The organism is Mesorhizobium sp. M2A.F.Ca.ET.067.02.1.1, from assembly GCF_004023285.1.
Lineage (GTDB): Bacteria > Pseudomonadota > Alphaproteobacteria > Rhizobiales > Rhizobiaceae > Mesorhizobium.
Genome location: NZ_RZSB01000057.1, coordinates 1 through 15,118, shown reverse-complemented (window position 1 = coordinate 15,118; position 15,118 = coordinate 1). Strand labels below are relative to the sequence as shown.

Genomic DNA, 15,118 nt, shown 5'->3' with positions numbered 1-15,118 from the left:
ACAGTGGCGATTGCCGCCGACGACCAGCTGACGCTGCCGACCATGGAGCGCAAGGGCAAGGTTTCGGCCGCCCAGATATCGACGCGCAAGAAGACGATCTACGCCCGTTCGCTGACCCAGGACGCCTATATGCGGGCGCTGGAGCGCTCCGAAATGGTCTTCGGCATCGGCCCGGCAGGCACCGGCAAGACCTACCTGGCGGTCGCGCATGCGGCGATGCTCTTGGAGCGCGGCATGGTCGAGCGCATCGTGCTGTCGCGCCCCGCGGTCGAGGCCGGCGAGCGGCTGGGCTTCCTGCCCGGCGACATGAAGGAGAAGGTGGACCCCTATCTGCGGCCGCTCTACGACGCGCTCTACGACATGATGCCGGCCGACAAGGTCGAGCGGGCGATCGCGGCCGAGGTGATCGAGATCGCGCCGCTGGCCTTCATGCGTGGCCGCACGCTGGCGCATGCGGCGGTAATCCTTGACGAGGCGCAGAACACCACGCAGATGCAGATGAAGATGTTCCTGACCCGTCTCGGCGAGAACTCGCGCATGATCGTCACCGGCGACCCGACCCAGATCGACCTGCCGCCCAACACCAAGTCGGGGCTGGTCGAGGCGCTGCGCATCCTCGACGGCGTGCCTGGCATCGTCACCGTCCGCTTCAACGAAGGCGACGTGGTGCGCCACCCGCTGGTTGCCGAGATCGTCAAGGCCTATGACCGCGACGGCAAGCTGGCGCGGGGCCTGGGCGCCGAAAGCTGATCAAAAGGCTATATGGCTGACAATCCAGCATTAAGCGGCGAGACGCCGGTCAATATCGATATTTTCGTCGAGGCCGGCAATTGGCCTGCCGAAGCCGAGCTGACGCGCCTGGTCGATCGCGCCGTTGCGGCCGCCTTTGCCGAAACCGGGGCGACCGGCGTCTCCGAACTCAGCGTCGTCTTTTCCGACGATGCTCACATCCGGACGCTCAACGCCGAGTGGCGCGGCAAGGACAAGCCAACCAACGTCTTGTCTTTTCCGGCTTTTCCGTTTCCGAAAGGCGGCAAGCTGCCGCCGATGCTGGGCGACATCGTGCTGGCTTCCGAGACGGTGGCGCGCGAGGCCGCACTGGAAGACAAGCCACTTGAGAACCATATCACCCATCTCGTCATCCATGGCCTGCTGCACTTGCTGGGTCATGATCACGAGACCGACGCCGAGGCCGAGGAGATGGAAGCGTTCGAGCGCGCCGCGCTTGCGAGGCTTGCCATTCCCGATCCCTACGCGTAACAAAAAAGCTCAATTGACCTGATGGCGATGAACGACACACCAGAAACTGCCGCCCGCCCGGACGCCGGCAGTGCTGCCAAGCCTTCCGAAAAGACGGAAGAGGGCTCGAGTCCGAGTATTCCCACCGGCAGCGCGGCCGTCGAGCCGACGCATGCCGGTCCTTCGCTCTTCGACCGCGTCCTCGGCCTGTTCCGGCACCGCAACGGCACCAGCCTGCGCGAGGAGATCGCCGGCGCGCTTGCCGAAACGACGACCGATGCGGAATCCTTCTCGCCCGGCGAACGCGCCATGCTCAACAACATCCTGCGCCTGCGCGAAGTGCGGGTCGAGGACGTCATGGTGCCGCGCGCCGATATCGAGGCGGTCGAGATCAACACCACGCTTGGCGACCTGCTCGGCCTTTTCGAGCAGTCCGGCCATTCGCGCATGCCGGTCTATTCCGAGACGTTGGACGATCCGCGCGGCATGGTCCACATTCGCGATGTGCTCGCCCACATTACCAAGGTCGCCCGCGTCAAGAAGGGCCGCACCAGGGCGAAGGCGCCGGTGACGACGGCGCTCGACCTTGCGCAGGTCGATCTCGCGCGCACCATCGGCGAGCTCAATCTGATCCGCCAGGTGCTGTTTGTGCCGCCTTCGATGCTGGCCTCCGACCTCATGGGCCGCATGCAGACGACGCGCACGCAGATGGCCCTGGTCATCGACGAATATGGCGGCACCGACGGCCTCGCCTCGCTGGAAGACATTGTCGAGATGGTGGTCGGCGACATCGAGGACGAGCACGACGACGACGAGCCGATGATCACGCAGACCGGCGACGGCGTCTTTGTCGTCGATGGCAAGGCCGAGATCGACGAGGTCGCCAAGATGATCGGCGAGGATTTCGCCGCCGGCGAGCATGGCGAATATGTCGACACGATCGGCGGCATGATCTTCAACACGCTCGGCCGGGTCCCGGCCAGGGGCGAAGTCGTGCAAGCCATTCCCGGCTTCGAGTTCCACGTGCTCGACGCCGACCCGCGCCGCGTCAAGCGCGTGCGCATCGTGCAGAGCCCGAAGGGCGAGCGGCAGCGCCGCCGCGCCGCCCGCACCGAGCAGGCCTGACGCCCTGAGCAATTCCAGGAAAAGTGCGTAGCGGTTTTCCGTCCGGAATTGCGAAAAAGAACGTGGAGCGGCATGCCGACCGACGATCCGTTCAAGCATGCGGTCCTGGGCTCAGGCGTCTTCTGCCGCGATCCGCGCGCGGCTTTGTCCTTTCTGCAAGCGGCCTTTGGTTTTGAGCCGAGCATGCTGGTGAGCGATCCCGACGGTCGGCTCGTGCAGCTTCGGCGACGGCTATATCATCGTCGATTCCGAATGGGATGAGCGTATCGCCAGTCCCGCCTCCGTCGGCGGCAAGAACACGCAAGCCGTCTATGTCCGTCTGCAGCAGGATATCGACGCTCATTGCGAGAAAGCGCGCGCGGCGGGCGCGGAGATAGTCGAGGAGCCCGCGGATCATTTCTACGGCGAGCGCCAATATCGCGCCCGCGACCCCGAAGGCCATGTCTGGACATTCACCCGAACCATACGCGTCGTGCCGAAGGACGAGGCCGAGCGACTGAGCGGCCTGCGGATCGAGGGCTGGCACAGATAGCGCTACGGTGTATCAGGCGGCGCTTATCTGGGTTTGGATCGCGCGGCGTGGCCTGTTAAACCTCTAACTCCCTGATTCGCGCGACTTGGGAAGCTGGATGCAGCGCTTTGCCGGCCGGATAATTCTGCTGTGGGGGTGGCGGCGGGCGCTGGTGGCCTTTGCCGCCGGAGCGCTGGCGGTGCTTGCCCAGGCGCCTTACGATTTCTTCGCGGTCTGCTTCGTCTCGTTCCCGGTTCTGGTCTGGCTGCTCGACGGCGCCACCGGCGAGGCTTCCGATGGCTGGTTCAGGCGCCTGCGGCCGGCTTTCGCTACCGGGTGGTGGTTCGGCTTCGGCTACTTCCTCGCCGGCCTGTGGTGGATCGGCCAGGCATTGCTGGTCGAGGCCGACAGCTTCGCCTGGGCTTTGCCCTTCGCCGTCGTCGGCATCCCCTTTGCGCTCGCCTTCTTCTATGGCTTCGCCACCGTGGTGGCGCGGCTGTTCTGGAGCAGCGACATCGGCCGCATCGCCGCGCTTGCCTTCGGGTTCAGCCTTGCTGAATGGCTGCGCGATTTCCTCTTCACCGGCTTTCCCTGGAACGCCGTCGGATACGCGGCGATGCCGGTGCCGCTGCTGATGCAGAGCGTGTCGGTGACCGGCATGATCGGCATGAACGCGCTCGCCGTCTTCGTGTTTTCGCTGCCCGCGCTCGTCGCGGCGCGCCGGCATCTGAGGCTGGGCCTTGCCCTGTTCGTCATCCTCGTCGCCGGCCATATCGGCTTCGGTTATGCCAGGCTCGCGGCCCCGGTCGAGCCGGCCCGCTCGATCGATGTTCGCATCGTCCAGCCGTCGGTCGATCTCAGCGAAAAGTGGGACGCCTCGGTGCGCGACCGCATCTTCGCAACTTTACTGGGGATATCGGGGAAAGCGCCGGAAGAAGGCCATGCCAAGCCGCAGCTTATTTTGTGGCCGGAAACATCGGTGCCCTTCCTGTTCACCGTGCGTCCGGACGCGCTGACGGCTCTGGGCGACATGCTGGCCGAGGGCCAGATGCTGATTGCCGGCGTCGTGCGCGAGGAAGGCGGATCGGCGAGCGCCGGCAGCCGCTATTACAATTCCGTGGTGGCGATCAACGACAAGGGCGAGATCGTGGACGCCGTCGACAAGGTGCATCTGGTGCCCTTCGGCGAATACCTGCCCTTCGCCGATCTTTTCCAACGCTTCGGCATAGGCCAGCTCGTTGCCGGACCGATGAATTTCGCCGCCGGCAACGAGCGGCATCCGATCAGTCTGCCGGGCGGCCTGCATGCCGCGCCGTTCATCTGCTACGAGGTGATCTTTCCCGATCTCGTCGCCGTCGACGCTGCGTCATCTGACGTCATTGTGAACGTCACCAACGACGCCTGGTTTGGCGACACGCCAGGCCCGTATCAGCATTTCAGGCAGGCGCAGATTCGCGCGGTGGAGAATGGATTGCCGCTGCTGCGCGCGGCCAACAACGGCATCTCCGCGGTTGTCGATTCGCGCGGGCGCATCATCGATGCGCTTGCCGTCAACGCGCGCGGCGCCATCGACGCGCATGTGCCGGTTTCTGGGCGCGCCCTCCTGTCTCCCGAACAGCGGCATTTTAACGGATTGCTGATCATGTTGCTGTTTGCGCTGATGGCCTTCACCTTGAATGTAAGGCAGCGGCTACGGGTGAATTGACAGTCGGCACATTAGAAACTCATACTGTAACGCCTGAAATTTTTCGAAGTCGGTTGGAGGGTTCTGTTGGGGCAGGTGGCTCCGGCTTCATATGGGCGGAACAAAATAGAAAAAGCCGGAAAAATTCGGCGAGGAAAAAATGACAGAAGAGAACAAGAAGAAGCCGAATCCGATCGACATTCATGTCGGGAGTCGCATCCGGCTGCGTCGCAATATGCTTGGAATGAGCCAGGAAAAGCTGGGTGAAAATCTCGGCATCACCTTTCAGCAGATCCAGAAGTATGAGAAGGGCACGAACAGGGTTGGCGCCAGCCGTCTGCAGGCGATCGCCTCCATCCTGAGCGTTCCCGTCGCCTTCTTTTTCGAGGATGCCCCGGGCGAGGAGACCGGTGGCGGCAATCGGGGATTTGCCGAAGACTCCTCGATGGCCTTCGCCATCGAATTCTGCGGTAGTCCCGAAGGGCTTCAGCTTAACCGGGCTTTTGTCAAGATCGGCGACGTGAAGGTGCGCCGCCGCATCATCGATCTGGTGAAGGCGCTCTCCGCCGAGGACGCCGATTGATTTTTACCTATGCCGCCGGCGGCCCCCCGCCGCTGGTGGCATAGCCGGCTTGCCTACATTCATGCCAGATCCGTCGCGCCGCTTGACGAGCGGCGCCCGGCACCGCTAACACGTGGCGCGCCAAAAATCGGCAACCTGCCGATTTTTTTTTCAAGAGGGGACACCCGTGACGCGGCAGAATTATCTCTTCACCTCGGAATCCGTCTCCGAGGGTCATCCCGACAAAGTTTGTGACCGCATCTCCGACGAAATCGTCGATCTGGTCTATCGCGAAGCCAAGAAGACAGGCATGGATCCGTGGAAGGTCCGCGTCGCCTGCGAAACGCTGGCCACCACCAACCGCGTCGTCATCGCCGGCGAGGTCCGTGTCCCCGACACGCTTTTGAAGAAGGACAAGGCGGGCAACGTCCTCAAGGATGCGTCCGGCCACCCCGTGGTCAACCCGGCCAAGTTCAAGTCGGTCGCCCGCAAGGCTATCAGAGAGATCGGCTACGAGCAGTCCGGCTTCCACTGGAAGACCGCCAAGATCGACGTGCTGCTGCACGGCCAGTCGCCCGACATCGGCCAGGGCGTCGACAACGCCGCCGACCGCCAGGGCGAGGAAGGTGCCGGCGACCAGGGCATCATGTTCGGTTACGCCTGCCGCGAGACGCCCGACCTGATGCCGGCGCCGATCTATTACAGCCACAAGATTCTCGAATTGCTTGCCGCCGCGCGCCATGAAGGCAATGGCGAGGCCGGCAAGCTCGGCCCGGACGCCAAGAGCCAGGTCACCGTGCGCTATGCCGACGGCAAGGCGGCGGAAGTCACGCAGATCGTGCTCTCCACCCAGCATCTCGATGCCAGCTGGGACTCCAAGAAGGTCCGCAAGGTCGTCGAGCCCTATATCCGCGAGGCGCTTGGCGACCTGAAGATCGCCGAGGACTGCAACTGGTACATCAACCCGACCGGCAAGTTCGTCATCGGCGGGCCTGACGGCGATGCCGGCCTCACCGGCCGCAAGATCATCGTCGACACCTATGGCGGCGCGGCACCGCACGGTGGCGGCGCCTTCTCGGGCAAGGACACCACCAAGGTCGACCGTTCGGCCGCCTATGCGGCGCGCTACCTTGCCAAGAACGTGGTGGCGGCCAAGCTCGCCGACCGCTGCACCATCCAGCTCTCCTACGCCATCGGCGTCGCCCAGCCGCTGTCGGTCTATGTCGACCTGCACGGCACCGGCAAGGTCGAGGAATCGAAGCTCGAGGAGGCGCTGCGCAAGGTGATGGACCTGTCGCCGTCGGGCATCCGCCGTCATCTCGACCTCAACAAGCCGATCTACGCAAAAACCTCGTCCTACGGCCATTTCGGCCGCAAGGCCGGTCGCGACGGTTCCTTCTCCTGGGAGAAGACCGATCTCGCCAAGGCGCTCAAGGACGCCGTCGCCGCCTGACGCCAGCGAACGCAAAGGATAGACCGAGCCGGGCGACCGAAGGATTCTTCGGTCGCCGGCACGGCAAGACCATACGCCCGCAGCAGGCGATCGCCCTCGAAAGCGGCCTGCGCGAATACCGGCTCGACCTGACGGCGCAAGCGCCGGCTGACCTCAGCACCTTGTTCAAGGCGGAGGTTTCGGCACTTCAGCTGGAGATCGGCTTTGGCGGCGGCGAGCATCTTCTGCACCGCGCCAAGGAAGCGCAGGGGACCGGCTTCATTGGCGTCGAGCCCTTCGTCAACGGCATGGCCAAGATGATGACGGCGCTTGCCAAGAACCCGCTTGGCAATCTCAGGGTCTATGACGACGACGCCACGCGCCTGCTCGATTGGCTGCCGTCGGGCTCGCTCGACGGCATCGACCTGCTCTATCCCGATCCGTGGCCGAAGAAGAAGCACTGGAAGCGCCGCTTCGTCGGTGCCGCCAATCTCGGCCGCTTTGCCCGCGTCCTGAAGCCGGGCGGCAGGTTCCGCTTCGCCTCCGATATCGACAGCTATGTGAACTGGACTCTGCTTGCCTGCCGCGCTCACGGCGGCTTCGCATGGCAGGCTGGAGAGGCTGCGGATTGGCATCAGCCCTATGAAGGTTGGCCCGGCACGCGTTACGAGGCCAAGGCCATCCGCGAAGGACGGCGGCCGGCTTATCTGACCTTTATCCGGAAATAGGTAGCCCGAGTCTCTGTATTGCATTTAGCGCTACAGGCTGCTGCATTGCCGATAAGGAGACAGCTATGGCCGCCCCGATCGAACGCAAGGAATACCGGATCTTGATGCGCCTGCCGGAAGCGGATGCGGCGATGATCGATCGCGCCGCCGGTCTCCGCGGCCGCTCCCGCGCGGATTTCGTGCGCGATGCCGCCGTGCGCGCGGCCGAGGATGTGCTGATGGACAACCGCCTTGTCCGCATGAGCCCGGAAGGGTTCGCTGCGTTCATGGAAGTCCTGTCGGCTCCGGCTGCTCCGTTTCCTGATATGGTGGAACTGGCGAAGCGGCCCGCTCCCTGGTAAGCTGGTTATACCACGAAGCGCTGACCAGTGGCTTTGTTGGTTCCCAAACCGCTTACCGCAGTTCCACGCCGTGTCCGGATTTTCCGCTGGGGAGCCTCCATTGACGAACCATCCTGGTTCCACCACATTCATTGTGAACCAGAATGGAGACGGGATGATGAGCGCCTTCACCGTACGGCTTCCCGATGAGACCGTGGCCAAGCTCGACCAATTGGCCGAAAAGGTGGATCGCTCACGCTCCTACGTGGCGGCCCAAGCGATCGAAGACTATGTCGCCAGGGAAGAATGGCAACTTGCCGAGATCGAGGCCGGCCTCGAGGAAGCTGATCGAGGGGAATTTGCAAGTGAGAAGGATCTGGCCGGCGTCATAGCGAAATACGTCAAGCCGGCCTCCGGGGGATGAAGCGGATCCGCTGGACAGAGCGCGCCGTGCGCCGTCTCGACCAGATTGGCGGTTTCATCGAAAAGGACAATCCAACAGCCGCGGCACGGGTCGTTGCCCGCATTGTTTCTGTCGTGGACAATCTTGCCGAACATCCGGCGATGGGCCGCGTCGGGCGGGTGAAAGGGACACGAGAGCTGGTCTTGGCCGATATCCCGTACATAATTCCCTACCGTGTTGTCGGCGGCGAGATCGAGATACTCACCGTGATGCATGCAGCCCAGCGATGGCCACGCCAGCTGTAGATGCCGCTAGCCTTTTGCCTGCAGGCTTGAAACACCGGCGCCAATCGTCTATATCAGCCTCAAATTCTTGGTCGGTATGACGAAGAGTGGGTCCACCCGGTCCCGCTCTTTTTTATTACCTGCCGGCCGGAAGCCAAAAGCGACAGGGATCCGATGACTGCAGCGGCAAGCGAGGCCGACGACCGTATCATCCGCGAAAGCGGCATCGATGCGCGCATTGCGCTGATCGTGCAGCCGGTGCTCAAGGCCATCGGCTTTCGTCTCGTGCGGGTGCAGTTGACCGGTCAGAACGGGCTGACGCTGCAGATCATGGCCGAGCGCGAGGACGGCACGATGACCGTCGAGGATTGCGAAGAGGTCAGCCGCGCGGTGTCGCCGGCCCTCGATGTCGAGGATCCGATCGAAAAGGCGTATCATCTCGAAGTGTCCTCGCCGGGTATCGACCGGCCGCTGGTGCGCAAGTCGGATTTCACCACCTGGACCGGTCACCTGGTCAAGCTGGAGACGTCCGTCCTCGTCGGCGACCGCAAGCGCTTCAAGGGCAAGATCGCCGAGGCCGACGCCGATGGCATCCTTATCGAGCGCGACAAGGCGGCCTATGGCGAGGAGCCGACGGTGCGCGTGCCTTATGACGCGATCGCCGAGGCCCGGCTGGTGCTGACCGACGATCTCATCCGCGATGCCCTGTCGAAGGACAACCGGGCGCGCAAGGAAGCAAGGAAACGCCGCGGCGAAGCGGAAGACGCCGCCGAGGAAAACGAAACCGAACAGGAAAGTTGATAGCGCCGCCGGGCCGCGTGTCCGAGGCGAAATCGGGAGAAAGACAATGGTTGTAAGCGCCAATAGGCTTGAACTGCTGCAGATCGCCGACGCGGTCGCGCGTGAAAAGTCGATCGACAAGTCGATCGTCATCGCCGCCATGGCCGATGCGATCCAGAAGGCGGCGCGCTCGCGCTACGGCCAGGAGACCAACATCCGCGCTGACATCAACCCGAACACCGGTGAGATGAAGCTGCAGCGGCTAATGGAAGTGGTCGATAAGGTTGAGGACTACGCCACGCAGATCGCGCTTTCCACGGCGCGCGAGCGCAACCCCGACGCCCAACTCGGCGACTTCATCGCCGAGCAGCTGCCGCCGATGGATTTCGGCCGTATCGCCGCCCAATCGGCCAAGCAGGTCATCGTGCAGAAGGTGCGCGAGGCCGAACGCGATCGCCAGTATGACGAATACAAGGATCGCATCGGCGAGATCGTCAACGGCACCGTCAAGCGCGTCGAATATGGCAACGTCATCGTCGATCTCGGCCGCGGCGAGGCGATCATCCGCCGCGACGAGCTGATCCCACGCGAGAACTATAAGTATGGCGACCGCGTCCGCGCCTATGTCTACGACGTGCGCCGCGAGCAGCGCGGCCCGCAGATCTTCCTGTCGCGCACCCATCCGCAATTCATGGCCAAGCTCTTCACCATGGAAGTGCCGGAAATCTACGACGGCATCATCGAGATCAAGTCGGTCGCTCGCGACCCCGGCTCGCGCGCCAAGATCGCCGTCATCTCACGCGATTCCTCGATCGATCCGGTCGGCGCCTGCGTCGGTATGCGCGGCAGCCGCGTCCAGGCGGTGGTCGGCGAATTGCAGGGAGAGAAGATCGACATCATTCCGTGGTCGCCTTCGGCCGCTTCCTTCATCGTCAACGCGCTGCAGCCGGCCGAGGTCGCCAAGGTGGTGCTCGACGAGGATGCCGAGCGCATCGAGGTGGTGGTGCCGGACGACCAGCTCTCGCTGGCCATCGGCCGCCGCGGCCAGAACGTCCGCCTGGCCTCGCAGCTCACCGGCTGGGATATCGACATCCTGACCGAGCAGGAAGAGAGCGAGCGCCGCCAGAAGGAATTCGTCGAGCGTTCGGCACTGTTCATGGAGGCCCTCGATGTCGACGAGATGGTCGGCCAGGTGCTTGCCTCCGAAGGCTTCACCAGCGTCGAGGAAGTCGCCTATGTCGACTCGGGCGAAATCTCCTCCATCGACGGCTTCGACGAGGACACCGCTTCGGAAATCCAGACCCGCGCCCGCGAATATCTGGAGAAGATCGAGGCCGAGCATGACGAAAAGCGCAAGGCGCTGGGCGTCAAGGACGAGCTGCGCGAGATCCCCGGCGTCACCACCGCCATGATGGTGACGCTCGGCGAGGACGGCGTGAAGACGATCGAGGACTTCGCCGGCTATGCCGCGGACGACCTGACCGGCTGGAAGGAACGCAAGGACGGCGAGACCAAGGTCTATCCGGGCGTGCTCGCCAGCCACGGCGTGTCGCGCGCCGATGCCGAGCAGATGGTTCTGGCTGCGCGCCTCAAGGCCGGCTGGATCACCGAGGGCTGGTGGCACATCGAAGGATCGACCTGCAAGACGCTGATCGAGGGTCCGCTGTCATCAAGGTTTTACTATCTTTATGCAGAAGACGCCGAGCGTGGCGGGCGCTGGGATGGCCCGATCAACATGTGCGTCGCCGAAAAAGAGTTCAAGATCGCCGGCGTGAATGATTGCGTCGCTCGGGGCTTCCAACGCGCCGGATTCCAAGAATATGACACGGGCGAGCAGGCCAGCTGGATGGTCCAGCTGACCGACGAGCCCGCAACGGGAGGCGCGCCAGCGACCCCCGCTCCGGGAACAAACAGTCAATGAGACGCAACCGCAAGGTCAAGATCCTCGCCACCATCGGTCCGGCTTCCTCCTCCGAGGAAATGCTGAAGAAGCTCTTCGAAGCGGGCGCCGATGTCTTCCGCATCAATATGAGCCATACCGACCACGAGTTGATGCGCACGCTGGTCGGGCGCATCCGCGCCGTCGAGGCCGCCGTAGGCCGGCCGATCGGCATCCTCGCCGATTTGCAGGGTCCGAAGCTCAGGGTGGGCAAGTTCTCCAACGGCAAGGAAGCGCTGACTGTCGGCCAGACCTTTACGCTCGACGACAATCCCGAGCCCGGCACGTCGAAGCGCGTGTACCTGCCGCATCCCGAAATCCTGAGCTCGGTCGAGGCCGGTCACAGACTTTTGATCGATGACGGCAAGCTGGAGCTGAAGGCGGTGAAGGCCGACGGCAAGTCGATCACCTGCACCGTCGTTGCCGGTAGCGGAATCTCCGACAAGAAGGGCGTCAGCCTGCCCGACACCGACCTGCCGGTCGGCGCGCTGACCGACAAGGACCGCGCCGATCTCGACGCGGTGCTTGCCACGGGCGTCGACTGGGTGGCGCTGTCCTTCGTGCAGCGGCCGGAGGATCTGGCGGAAGCGCGCAAGATCGCGCGCGGGCGGGCGCTGATCATGGCCAAGATCGAGAAGCCGCAGGCGGTGGCCAGGCTTCCCGAAATCATCGATCTCTCCGATGCGCTGATGGTCGCCCGCGGCGATCTCGGCGTCGAGATGCCGATCGAAGCCGTGCCCGGCATTCAGAAGCAGATCACGCGCGCCGCGCGCCGCGCCGGCAAGCCGGTGGTGATTGCCACACAGATGCTGGAATCGATGATCACCGCGCCGGTGCCGACCCGCGCCGAGGTCTCCGACGTGTCGATCGCCGTGTTCGAGGGCGCCGACGCGATCATGCTTTCGGCCGAATCCGCGGCCGGCGCCTATCCGGTCGAAGCTGTCGGCATGATGAACCGCATCGCCACCAAGGTCGAAACCGACCCGACCTATGCCGGCATCATCAACGCGCAGCGTTCGGAACCCGAGGCGACCGGGGCCGACGCCATTTCGCTGGCCGCTCGCGAGATCGCCGAGACGCTGAAACTATCGGCGATCATTTCCTACACCGCGTCCGGCACGACCGGGCTGCGCGCCGCGCGCGAGCGCCCACAGGTGCCGATCGTGGCGCTGTCGCCGATCCTCAGCACGGCGCGCCGCCTGTCGCTGCTGTGGGGCACGCATTGCGTGGTTTCGGAGGATGCTACCGACCTCGACGACATGGTCGACCGGGCCTGCCGGATCGCGCTGGAAGAAGGTTTCGGCAAGCCTGGCGACCGCGTCATCATCACGGCCGGCGTCCCGCTCAGGACACCCGGATCGACCAATATGCTGCGGATTGCGTATATCGGGTCTGAGACTCACTAACCGCTGAGGCTTGGTCTGCGAAGTCGGCGCTGACCTAGTCTAAGGCTGCTTGGCGACAGCAACGCAACTCATCGGCCCGGCGCGAGCTCGGCGTCGGGCACCTTGATGTCGGGGCACTTGCCGTCTTTGTAGGGGTCGCCGGCAATCCGGCCCTCCACGGCCTTGGCCAGCGCTTGTAGATCGACATCTTCGCCCGCGACCTTCCGGATCGCGCCGACCACGAGATCGGGTGCGATCCAGTCCGGCTTGTGGCCGAGATTGCGGACCCAAACCAGTTCGGCGCCGGGAATGTCGCGCTCGAGGCCGACGGAGTGGATCGTCGCGTAGACCACCTTGTCGCGGTCGCCCGAGATGACGACGGTCGGCGCCTTGATCTCCCGGTAAGCGGGAGAGGCGGCCCGGACATAGTCGTGGAGCTGGGCGACATCGCGGGCGTTGGCGCGAAAGGCGGATGGCCTGAGCACCAGCGGGATCGAGGCGTTCTGGAGGTAGAAGTCCGGCAGGGTGTTGGGGGAGAAGACGCAAGCCGTCGCATCGCCGATCCGCAGCATGCCGGCCGGATAGGCGAGCGTTTCGGAAAACAGCCAGCCGACCACCGGCATGGCGGTGAGCTTGTAGTACCAGGCGGTCGCGCCGCCCGGCCAGGGATGCGTGGCCGGTGACACGAAGACGAGACCCGCTGTTTTTTCTGGATGCTGGCGGGCGAAAGCCGTGGTGATCGCGCCGCCGAAGGAATGCGCAACGACAATGGCCTTTGCAATGCCGAGGCGGTCTATCAGCGCCGCGATCGTATCGGCCTGCGCGGCCAGAGTTTCGTTGTTGCCGCGCCGCGACCAGCCGAGGCCCGGGCGGTCGAGGAACAGCATCTCGGCGCGGCCCTCGAGCAGCGGCTTCAGCGGCAGCATCTGGTCCTTGAGGTTGGCGCTGGCGCCATGGATGAAGACGAGCGGCGTCAGGTCGGCGCCGGCAGGTGCCGGGATATGGGCATAATGGATGCGCGCGCCGTTGACCTCGGCGAACTCGCCGGCCGGCGGACTGCGTCGCTCGATCAGCCAGACGCCGGCGCGGGTGATGCCGGCCAGGGCAAAGAGGAGTGCGATGAGGAAGAGGAGCGCGGCGCCGATGAGGTTCATGCGGTGAGATACGAGGGCAGGTGAAGATCTGGTTCAGCGGTCAGGCGATCTTGACAGGTTGAGGCCGCGTTGGCAGCCGGAATCTGTCACGCTGCCGTGGTGCGCGCGAGCCGGAGGTCTCCGCCAATCGTCAACGCATGCCATCCGGCAACGGGAGCAGCCCGTCTGAACTTCCGTGCCGGGGCTAGTTCAGATTGATGTCGCGGCTTGCCGATCGCATCGACACGGAGAAGCCGGCCAGCACGTCGAACAGCGCGATGATCATCAGCGTGAAGAAGACTGAGTGCGCCGCGCCCTTCACCAGCAGGAACTCGACGAGAAAGGCGATGAAGACCAGCGTCGACAGAAGGTGATCCAGGATCGAGGCATTGGTCGTGCGCACCGATTTCGAGATCTCGACGAACAGAAAGATCAGCCCGATCAGCACCATCAGGTCGCCGAGCGTCATGGAGAAGACGCCGCCCGACATCATGCGGAAGGAGAACATCTCGGTCATCCAGGGGTCGTCGCCGCCGCCGAACAATCCGAGCAGGCCGAGATTGTAGAGGACAAAAGGCATGATCAGCAGCGGGATGGCACCGAACATCTGGGCGACTCCAATCAGGGCACCCCCTTTTGTAAAATCCGCGGCAAGCGCGCCGTCAAGGTTTTTCGCCGCGGCGACGAACACGCTGTAAGACCTAATGAAATAACGATGTCAGCCGGTTGCCGGCTGACATTACGTCCCCTCCAGGCGCGATCTCTGGAGGAGCCACCTCATGCCGACTTCGGCACCAGTCGGCGGACCGGCAGGGCGCCAAAACAAAAAGACCGGCCAGGGGCCGGTCTTTTGAAAGTCGCAAACCTTGGAAGCCTCTCAGCTTTCCTTCGGCTCCAGAACCTGGCGGCCGCGATACATGCCGGTCTTCAGGTCGATGTGGTGCGGGCGGCGCATCTCGCCGGAGTTCTTGTCCTCGACATAGGTCGGGGCCTTGAGGGCGTCGGCCGAGCGGCGCATGCCGCGCTTCGACGGAGAGGTTTTTCTTTTTGGAACGGCCATGGATATGCTCCACTACATGGTCAAAATGCCCCGGCAACCCTCGCGAAAGGGCCGCATCGAGGCCATAATCTGAGAAAGTCGGGTGCCTATACACGCCTTGCGCCGTTTTGGCCAGCGCTGGCCGCGAATTTTTTTGAGCCGGCGCCGCTTCGCTTGGATCAGGATGCCGTTTCGTCGAAACGCCGTCCTGGTCCAAGTCTTCGTTGGAGCGTGATCTTTTCCGAAAACCGGGTCCCACTTTTCGGGATCACGCCCTAATCCAGGCATCCGACATAGGCGCCGGACCGGCTGGCGCGCCGCTCGATCAGCGAGGCCAGCCGCCTCAGTCCCGGCCCGGGCTTCGCCGGATTGCGCGCGATCGGGTTGGGCAGGCTGACGGCGAGCAGGGCCGCCTGCCTGCGCGACAACTGCTTGGCCGAGACGCCGAAATGATGCCGGGCGGCAGCCTCGATGCCGTAGATGCCCGGCCCCCATTCGGCGATGTTGAGATAAATCTCCATGATCCGCCGCTTCGACATCACCGCATCGAAATA

Annotated in this window: 19 protein-coding genes; 15 read left to right on the top strand and 4 right to left on the bottom strand. The window is 63.9% G+C overall.

The window, feature by feature from the left end; genetic code table 11:
• From EOA28_RS07690 to pyk, 15 genes are all read left to right on the top strand, one after another.
• Positions 1 to 750 (top strand): PhoH family protein (locus tag EOA28_RS07690; protein ID WP_148670668.1); only part of this gene is annotated, 750 nt, incomplete at its 5' end.
• A gap of 12 nt (positions 751 to 762) precedes the next feature.
• Positions 763 to 1,260 carry an rRNA maturation RNase YbeY gene (ybeY, locus tag EOA28_RS07685; protein WP_127250142.1) on the top strand — a complete coding sequence of 166 codons (498 nt, stop codon included), beginning with the start codon at positions 763 to 765 and terminating at the stop codon, positions 1,258 to 1,260.
• 27 nt (positions 1,261 to 1,287) lie between these two features.
• Positions 1,288 to 2,364 (top strand): hemolysin family protein, encoded by a 1,077-nt coding sequence (locus EOA28_RS07680; RefSeq protein ID WP_127250141.1) that lies wholly within the window; start codon positions 1,288 to 1,290, stop codon positions 2,362 to 2,364.
• Between the two features lie 72 nt (positions 2,365 to 2,436).
• Entirely contained in the window at positions 2,437 to 2,625 is a 189-nt protein-coding gene (locus EOA28_RS41105) for a hypothetical protein (protein ID WP_348527535.1), read from the top strand.
• Positions 2,561 to 2,896, top strand: coding sequence for a VOC family protein (locus EOA28_RS07675; RefSeq protein ID WP_348527545.1), 336 nt, complete (start codon positions 2,561 to 2,563; stop codon positions 2,894 to 2,896). Before EOA28_RS41105 ends, EOA28_RS07675 begins: the two co-directional genes overlap by 65 nt.
• Before the next feature lie 97 nt (positions 2,897 to 2,993).
• Entirely contained in the window at positions 2,994 to 4,580 is a 1,587-nt protein-coding gene (gene lnt, locus EOA28_RS07670; RefSeq protein ID WP_127250140.1) for an apolipoprotein N-acyltransferase, read from the top strand.
• A gap of 139 nt (positions 4,581 to 4,719) precedes the next feature.
• Positions 4,720 to 5,142 (top strand): helix-turn-helix transcriptional regulator, encoded by a 423-nt coding sequence (locus EOA28_RS07665; protein ID WP_095819313.1) that lies wholly within the window; start codon positions 4,720 to 4,722, stop codon positions 5,140 to 5,142.
• Positions 5,143 to 5,308: 166 nt separating this feature from the next.
• Positions 5,309 to 6,574, top strand: a complete 1,266-nt coding sequence (gene metK / locus EOA28_RS07660; RefSeq protein ID WP_126079416.1) for a methionine adenosyltransferase — start codon at positions 5,309 to 5,311, stop codon at positions 6,572 to 6,574.
• The gene (locus EOA28_RS07655) at positions 6,571 to 7,281 is read left to right on the top strand and encodes a tRNA (guanosine(46)-N(7))-methyltransferase TrmB (protein WP_127250139.1); all 711 of its coding nucleotides are present in this window, start codon (positions 6,571 to 6,573) and stop codon (positions 7,279 to 7,281) included. The genes metK and EOA28_RS07655 overlap by 4 nt, the downstream gene beginning before the upstream one ends.
• Positions 7,282 to 7,346: 65 nt before the next feature.
• Positions 7,347 to 7,622 (top strand): DUF1778 domain-containing protein, encoded by a 276-nt coding sequence (locus EOA28_RS07650; RefSeq protein ID WP_127250138.1) that lies wholly within the window; start codon positions 7,347 to 7,349, stop codon positions 7,620 to 7,622.
• 154 nt (positions 7,623 to 7,776) lie between these two features.
• Positions 7,777 to 8,025, top strand: coding sequence for a CopG family ribbon-helix-helix protein (locus EOA28_RS07645; protein WP_189341971.1), 249 nt, complete (start codon positions 7,777 to 7,779; stop codon positions 8,023 to 8,025).
• Positions 8,022 to 8,309: a type II toxin-antitoxin system RelE/ParE family toxin gene (locus tag EOA28_RS07640; RefSeq protein ID WP_127250136.1), complete on the top strand. Its 288-nt coding sequence runs from the start codon at positions 8,022 to 8,024 to the stop codon at positions 8,307 to 8,309. The genes EOA28_RS07645 and EOA28_RS07640 overlap by 4 nt, the downstream gene beginning before the upstream one ends.
• Positions 8,310 to 8,462: 153 nt before the next feature.
• Entirely contained in the window at positions 8,463 to 9,089 is a 627-nt protein-coding gene (gene rimP, locus EOA28_RS07635; RefSeq protein WP_112127965.1) for a ribosome maturation factor RimP, read from the top strand.
• Between the two features lie 46 nt (positions 9,090 to 9,135).
• Positions 9,136 to 10,989 (top strand): transcription termination factor NusA, encoded by a 1,854-nt coding sequence (gene nusA, locus EOA28_RS07630; RefSeq protein ID WP_128314776.1) that lies wholly within the window; start codon positions 9,136 to 9,138, stop codon positions 10,987 to 10,989.
• Positions 10,986 to 12,413 carry a pyruvate kinase gene (pyk, locus tag EOA28_RS07625; protein ID WP_127386250.1) on the top strand — a complete coding sequence of 476 codons (1,428 nt, stop codon included), beginning with the start codon at positions 10,986 to 10,988 and terminating at the stop codon, positions 12,411 to 12,413. Before nusA ends, pyk begins: the two co-directional genes overlap by 4 nt.
• Before the next feature lie 68 nt (positions 12,414 to 12,481).
• Here pyk and EOA28_RS07620 read toward each other — a convergent pair whose 3' ends face one another.
• From EOA28_RS07620 to EOA28_RS07605, 4 genes are all read right to left on the bottom strand, one after another.
• Entirely contained in the window at positions 12,482 to 13,546 is a 1,065-nt protein-coding gene (locus EOA28_RS07620) for an alpha/beta hydrolase (RefSeq protein WP_127251055.1), read from the bottom strand.
• Positions 13,547 to 13,730: 184 nt separating this feature from the next.
• Positions 13,731 to 14,132 (bottom strand): hypothetical protein, encoded by a 402-nt coding sequence (locus tag EOA28_RS07615; protein ID WP_127251054.1) that lies wholly within the window; start codon positions 14,130 to 14,132, stop codon positions 13,731 to 13,733.
• Between the two features lie 270 nt (positions 14,133 to 14,402).
• The gene (gene rpmF / locus EOA28_RS07610; RefSeq protein WP_006203806.1) at positions 14,403 to 14,585 is read right to left on the bottom strand and encodes a 50S ribosomal protein L32; all 183 of its coding nucleotides are present in this window, start codon (positions 14,583 to 14,585) and stop codon (positions 14,403 to 14,405) included.
• A 254-nt stretch (positions 14,586 to 14,839) separates the two neighbouring features.
• On the bottom strand, positions 14,840 to 15,118 hold a 279-nt coding region (locus tag EOA28_RS07605; RefSeq protein ID WP_189341970.1), incomplete at its 5' end, for a transglycosylase domain-containing protein.

Coding starts and splice junctions, on each gene's coding strand:
- rimP (WP_112127965.1), top strand. CDS start 8,463: ATGACTGCAGCGGCAAGCGAGGCCGACGACCGTATCATCCGCGAAAGC.
- rpmF (WP_006203806.1), bottom strand. CDS start 14,585: ATGGCCGTTCCAAAAAGAAAAACCTCTCCGTCGAAGCGCGGCATGCGC.
- EOA28_RS07680 (WP_127250141.1), top strand. CDS start 1,288: ATGAACGACACACCAGAAACTGCCGCCCGCCCGGACGCCGGCAGTGCT.
- nusA (WP_128314776.1), top strand. CDS start 9,136: ATGGTTGTAAGCGCCAATAGGCTTGAACTGCTGCAGATCGCCGACGCG.
- pyk (WP_127386250.1), top strand. CDS start 10,986: ATGAGACGCAACCGCAAGGTCAAGATCCTCGCCACCATCGGTCCGGCT.
- EOA28_RS41105 (WP_348527535.1), top strand. CDS start 2,437: ATGCCGACCGACGATCCGTTCAAGCATGCGGTCCTGGGCTCAGGCGTC.
- EOA28_RS07650 (WP_127250138.1), top strand. CDS start 7,347: ATGGCCGCCCCGATCGAACGCAAGGAATACCGGATCTTGATGCGCCTG.
- EOA28_RS07640 (WP_127250136.1), top strand. CDS start 8,022: ATGAAGCGGATCCGCTGGACAGAGCGCGCCGTGCGCCGTCTCGACCAG.
- EOA28_RS07645 (WP_189341971.1), top strand. CDS start 7,777: ATGATGAGCGCCTTCACCGTACGGCTTCCCGATGAGACCGTGGCCAAG.
- lnt (WP_127250140.1), top strand. CDS start 2,994: ATGCAGCGCTTTGCCGGCCGGATAATTCTGCTGTGGGGGTGGCGGCGG.
- EOA28_RS07620 (WP_127251055.1), bottom strand. CDS start 13,546: ATGAACCTCATCGGCGCCGCGCTCCTCTTCCTCATCGCACTCCTCTTT.
- ybeY (WP_127250142.1), top strand. CDS start 763: ATGGCTGACAATCCAGCATTAAGCGGCGAGACGCCGGTCAATATCGAT.
- EOA28_RS07665 (WP_095819313.1), top strand. CDS start 4,720: ATGACAGAAGAGAACAAGAAGAAGCCGAATCCGATCGACATTCATGTC.
- EOA28_RS07615 (WP_127251054.1), bottom strand. CDS start 14,132: ATGTTCGGTGCCATCCCGCTGCTGATCATGCCTTTTGTCCTCTACAAT.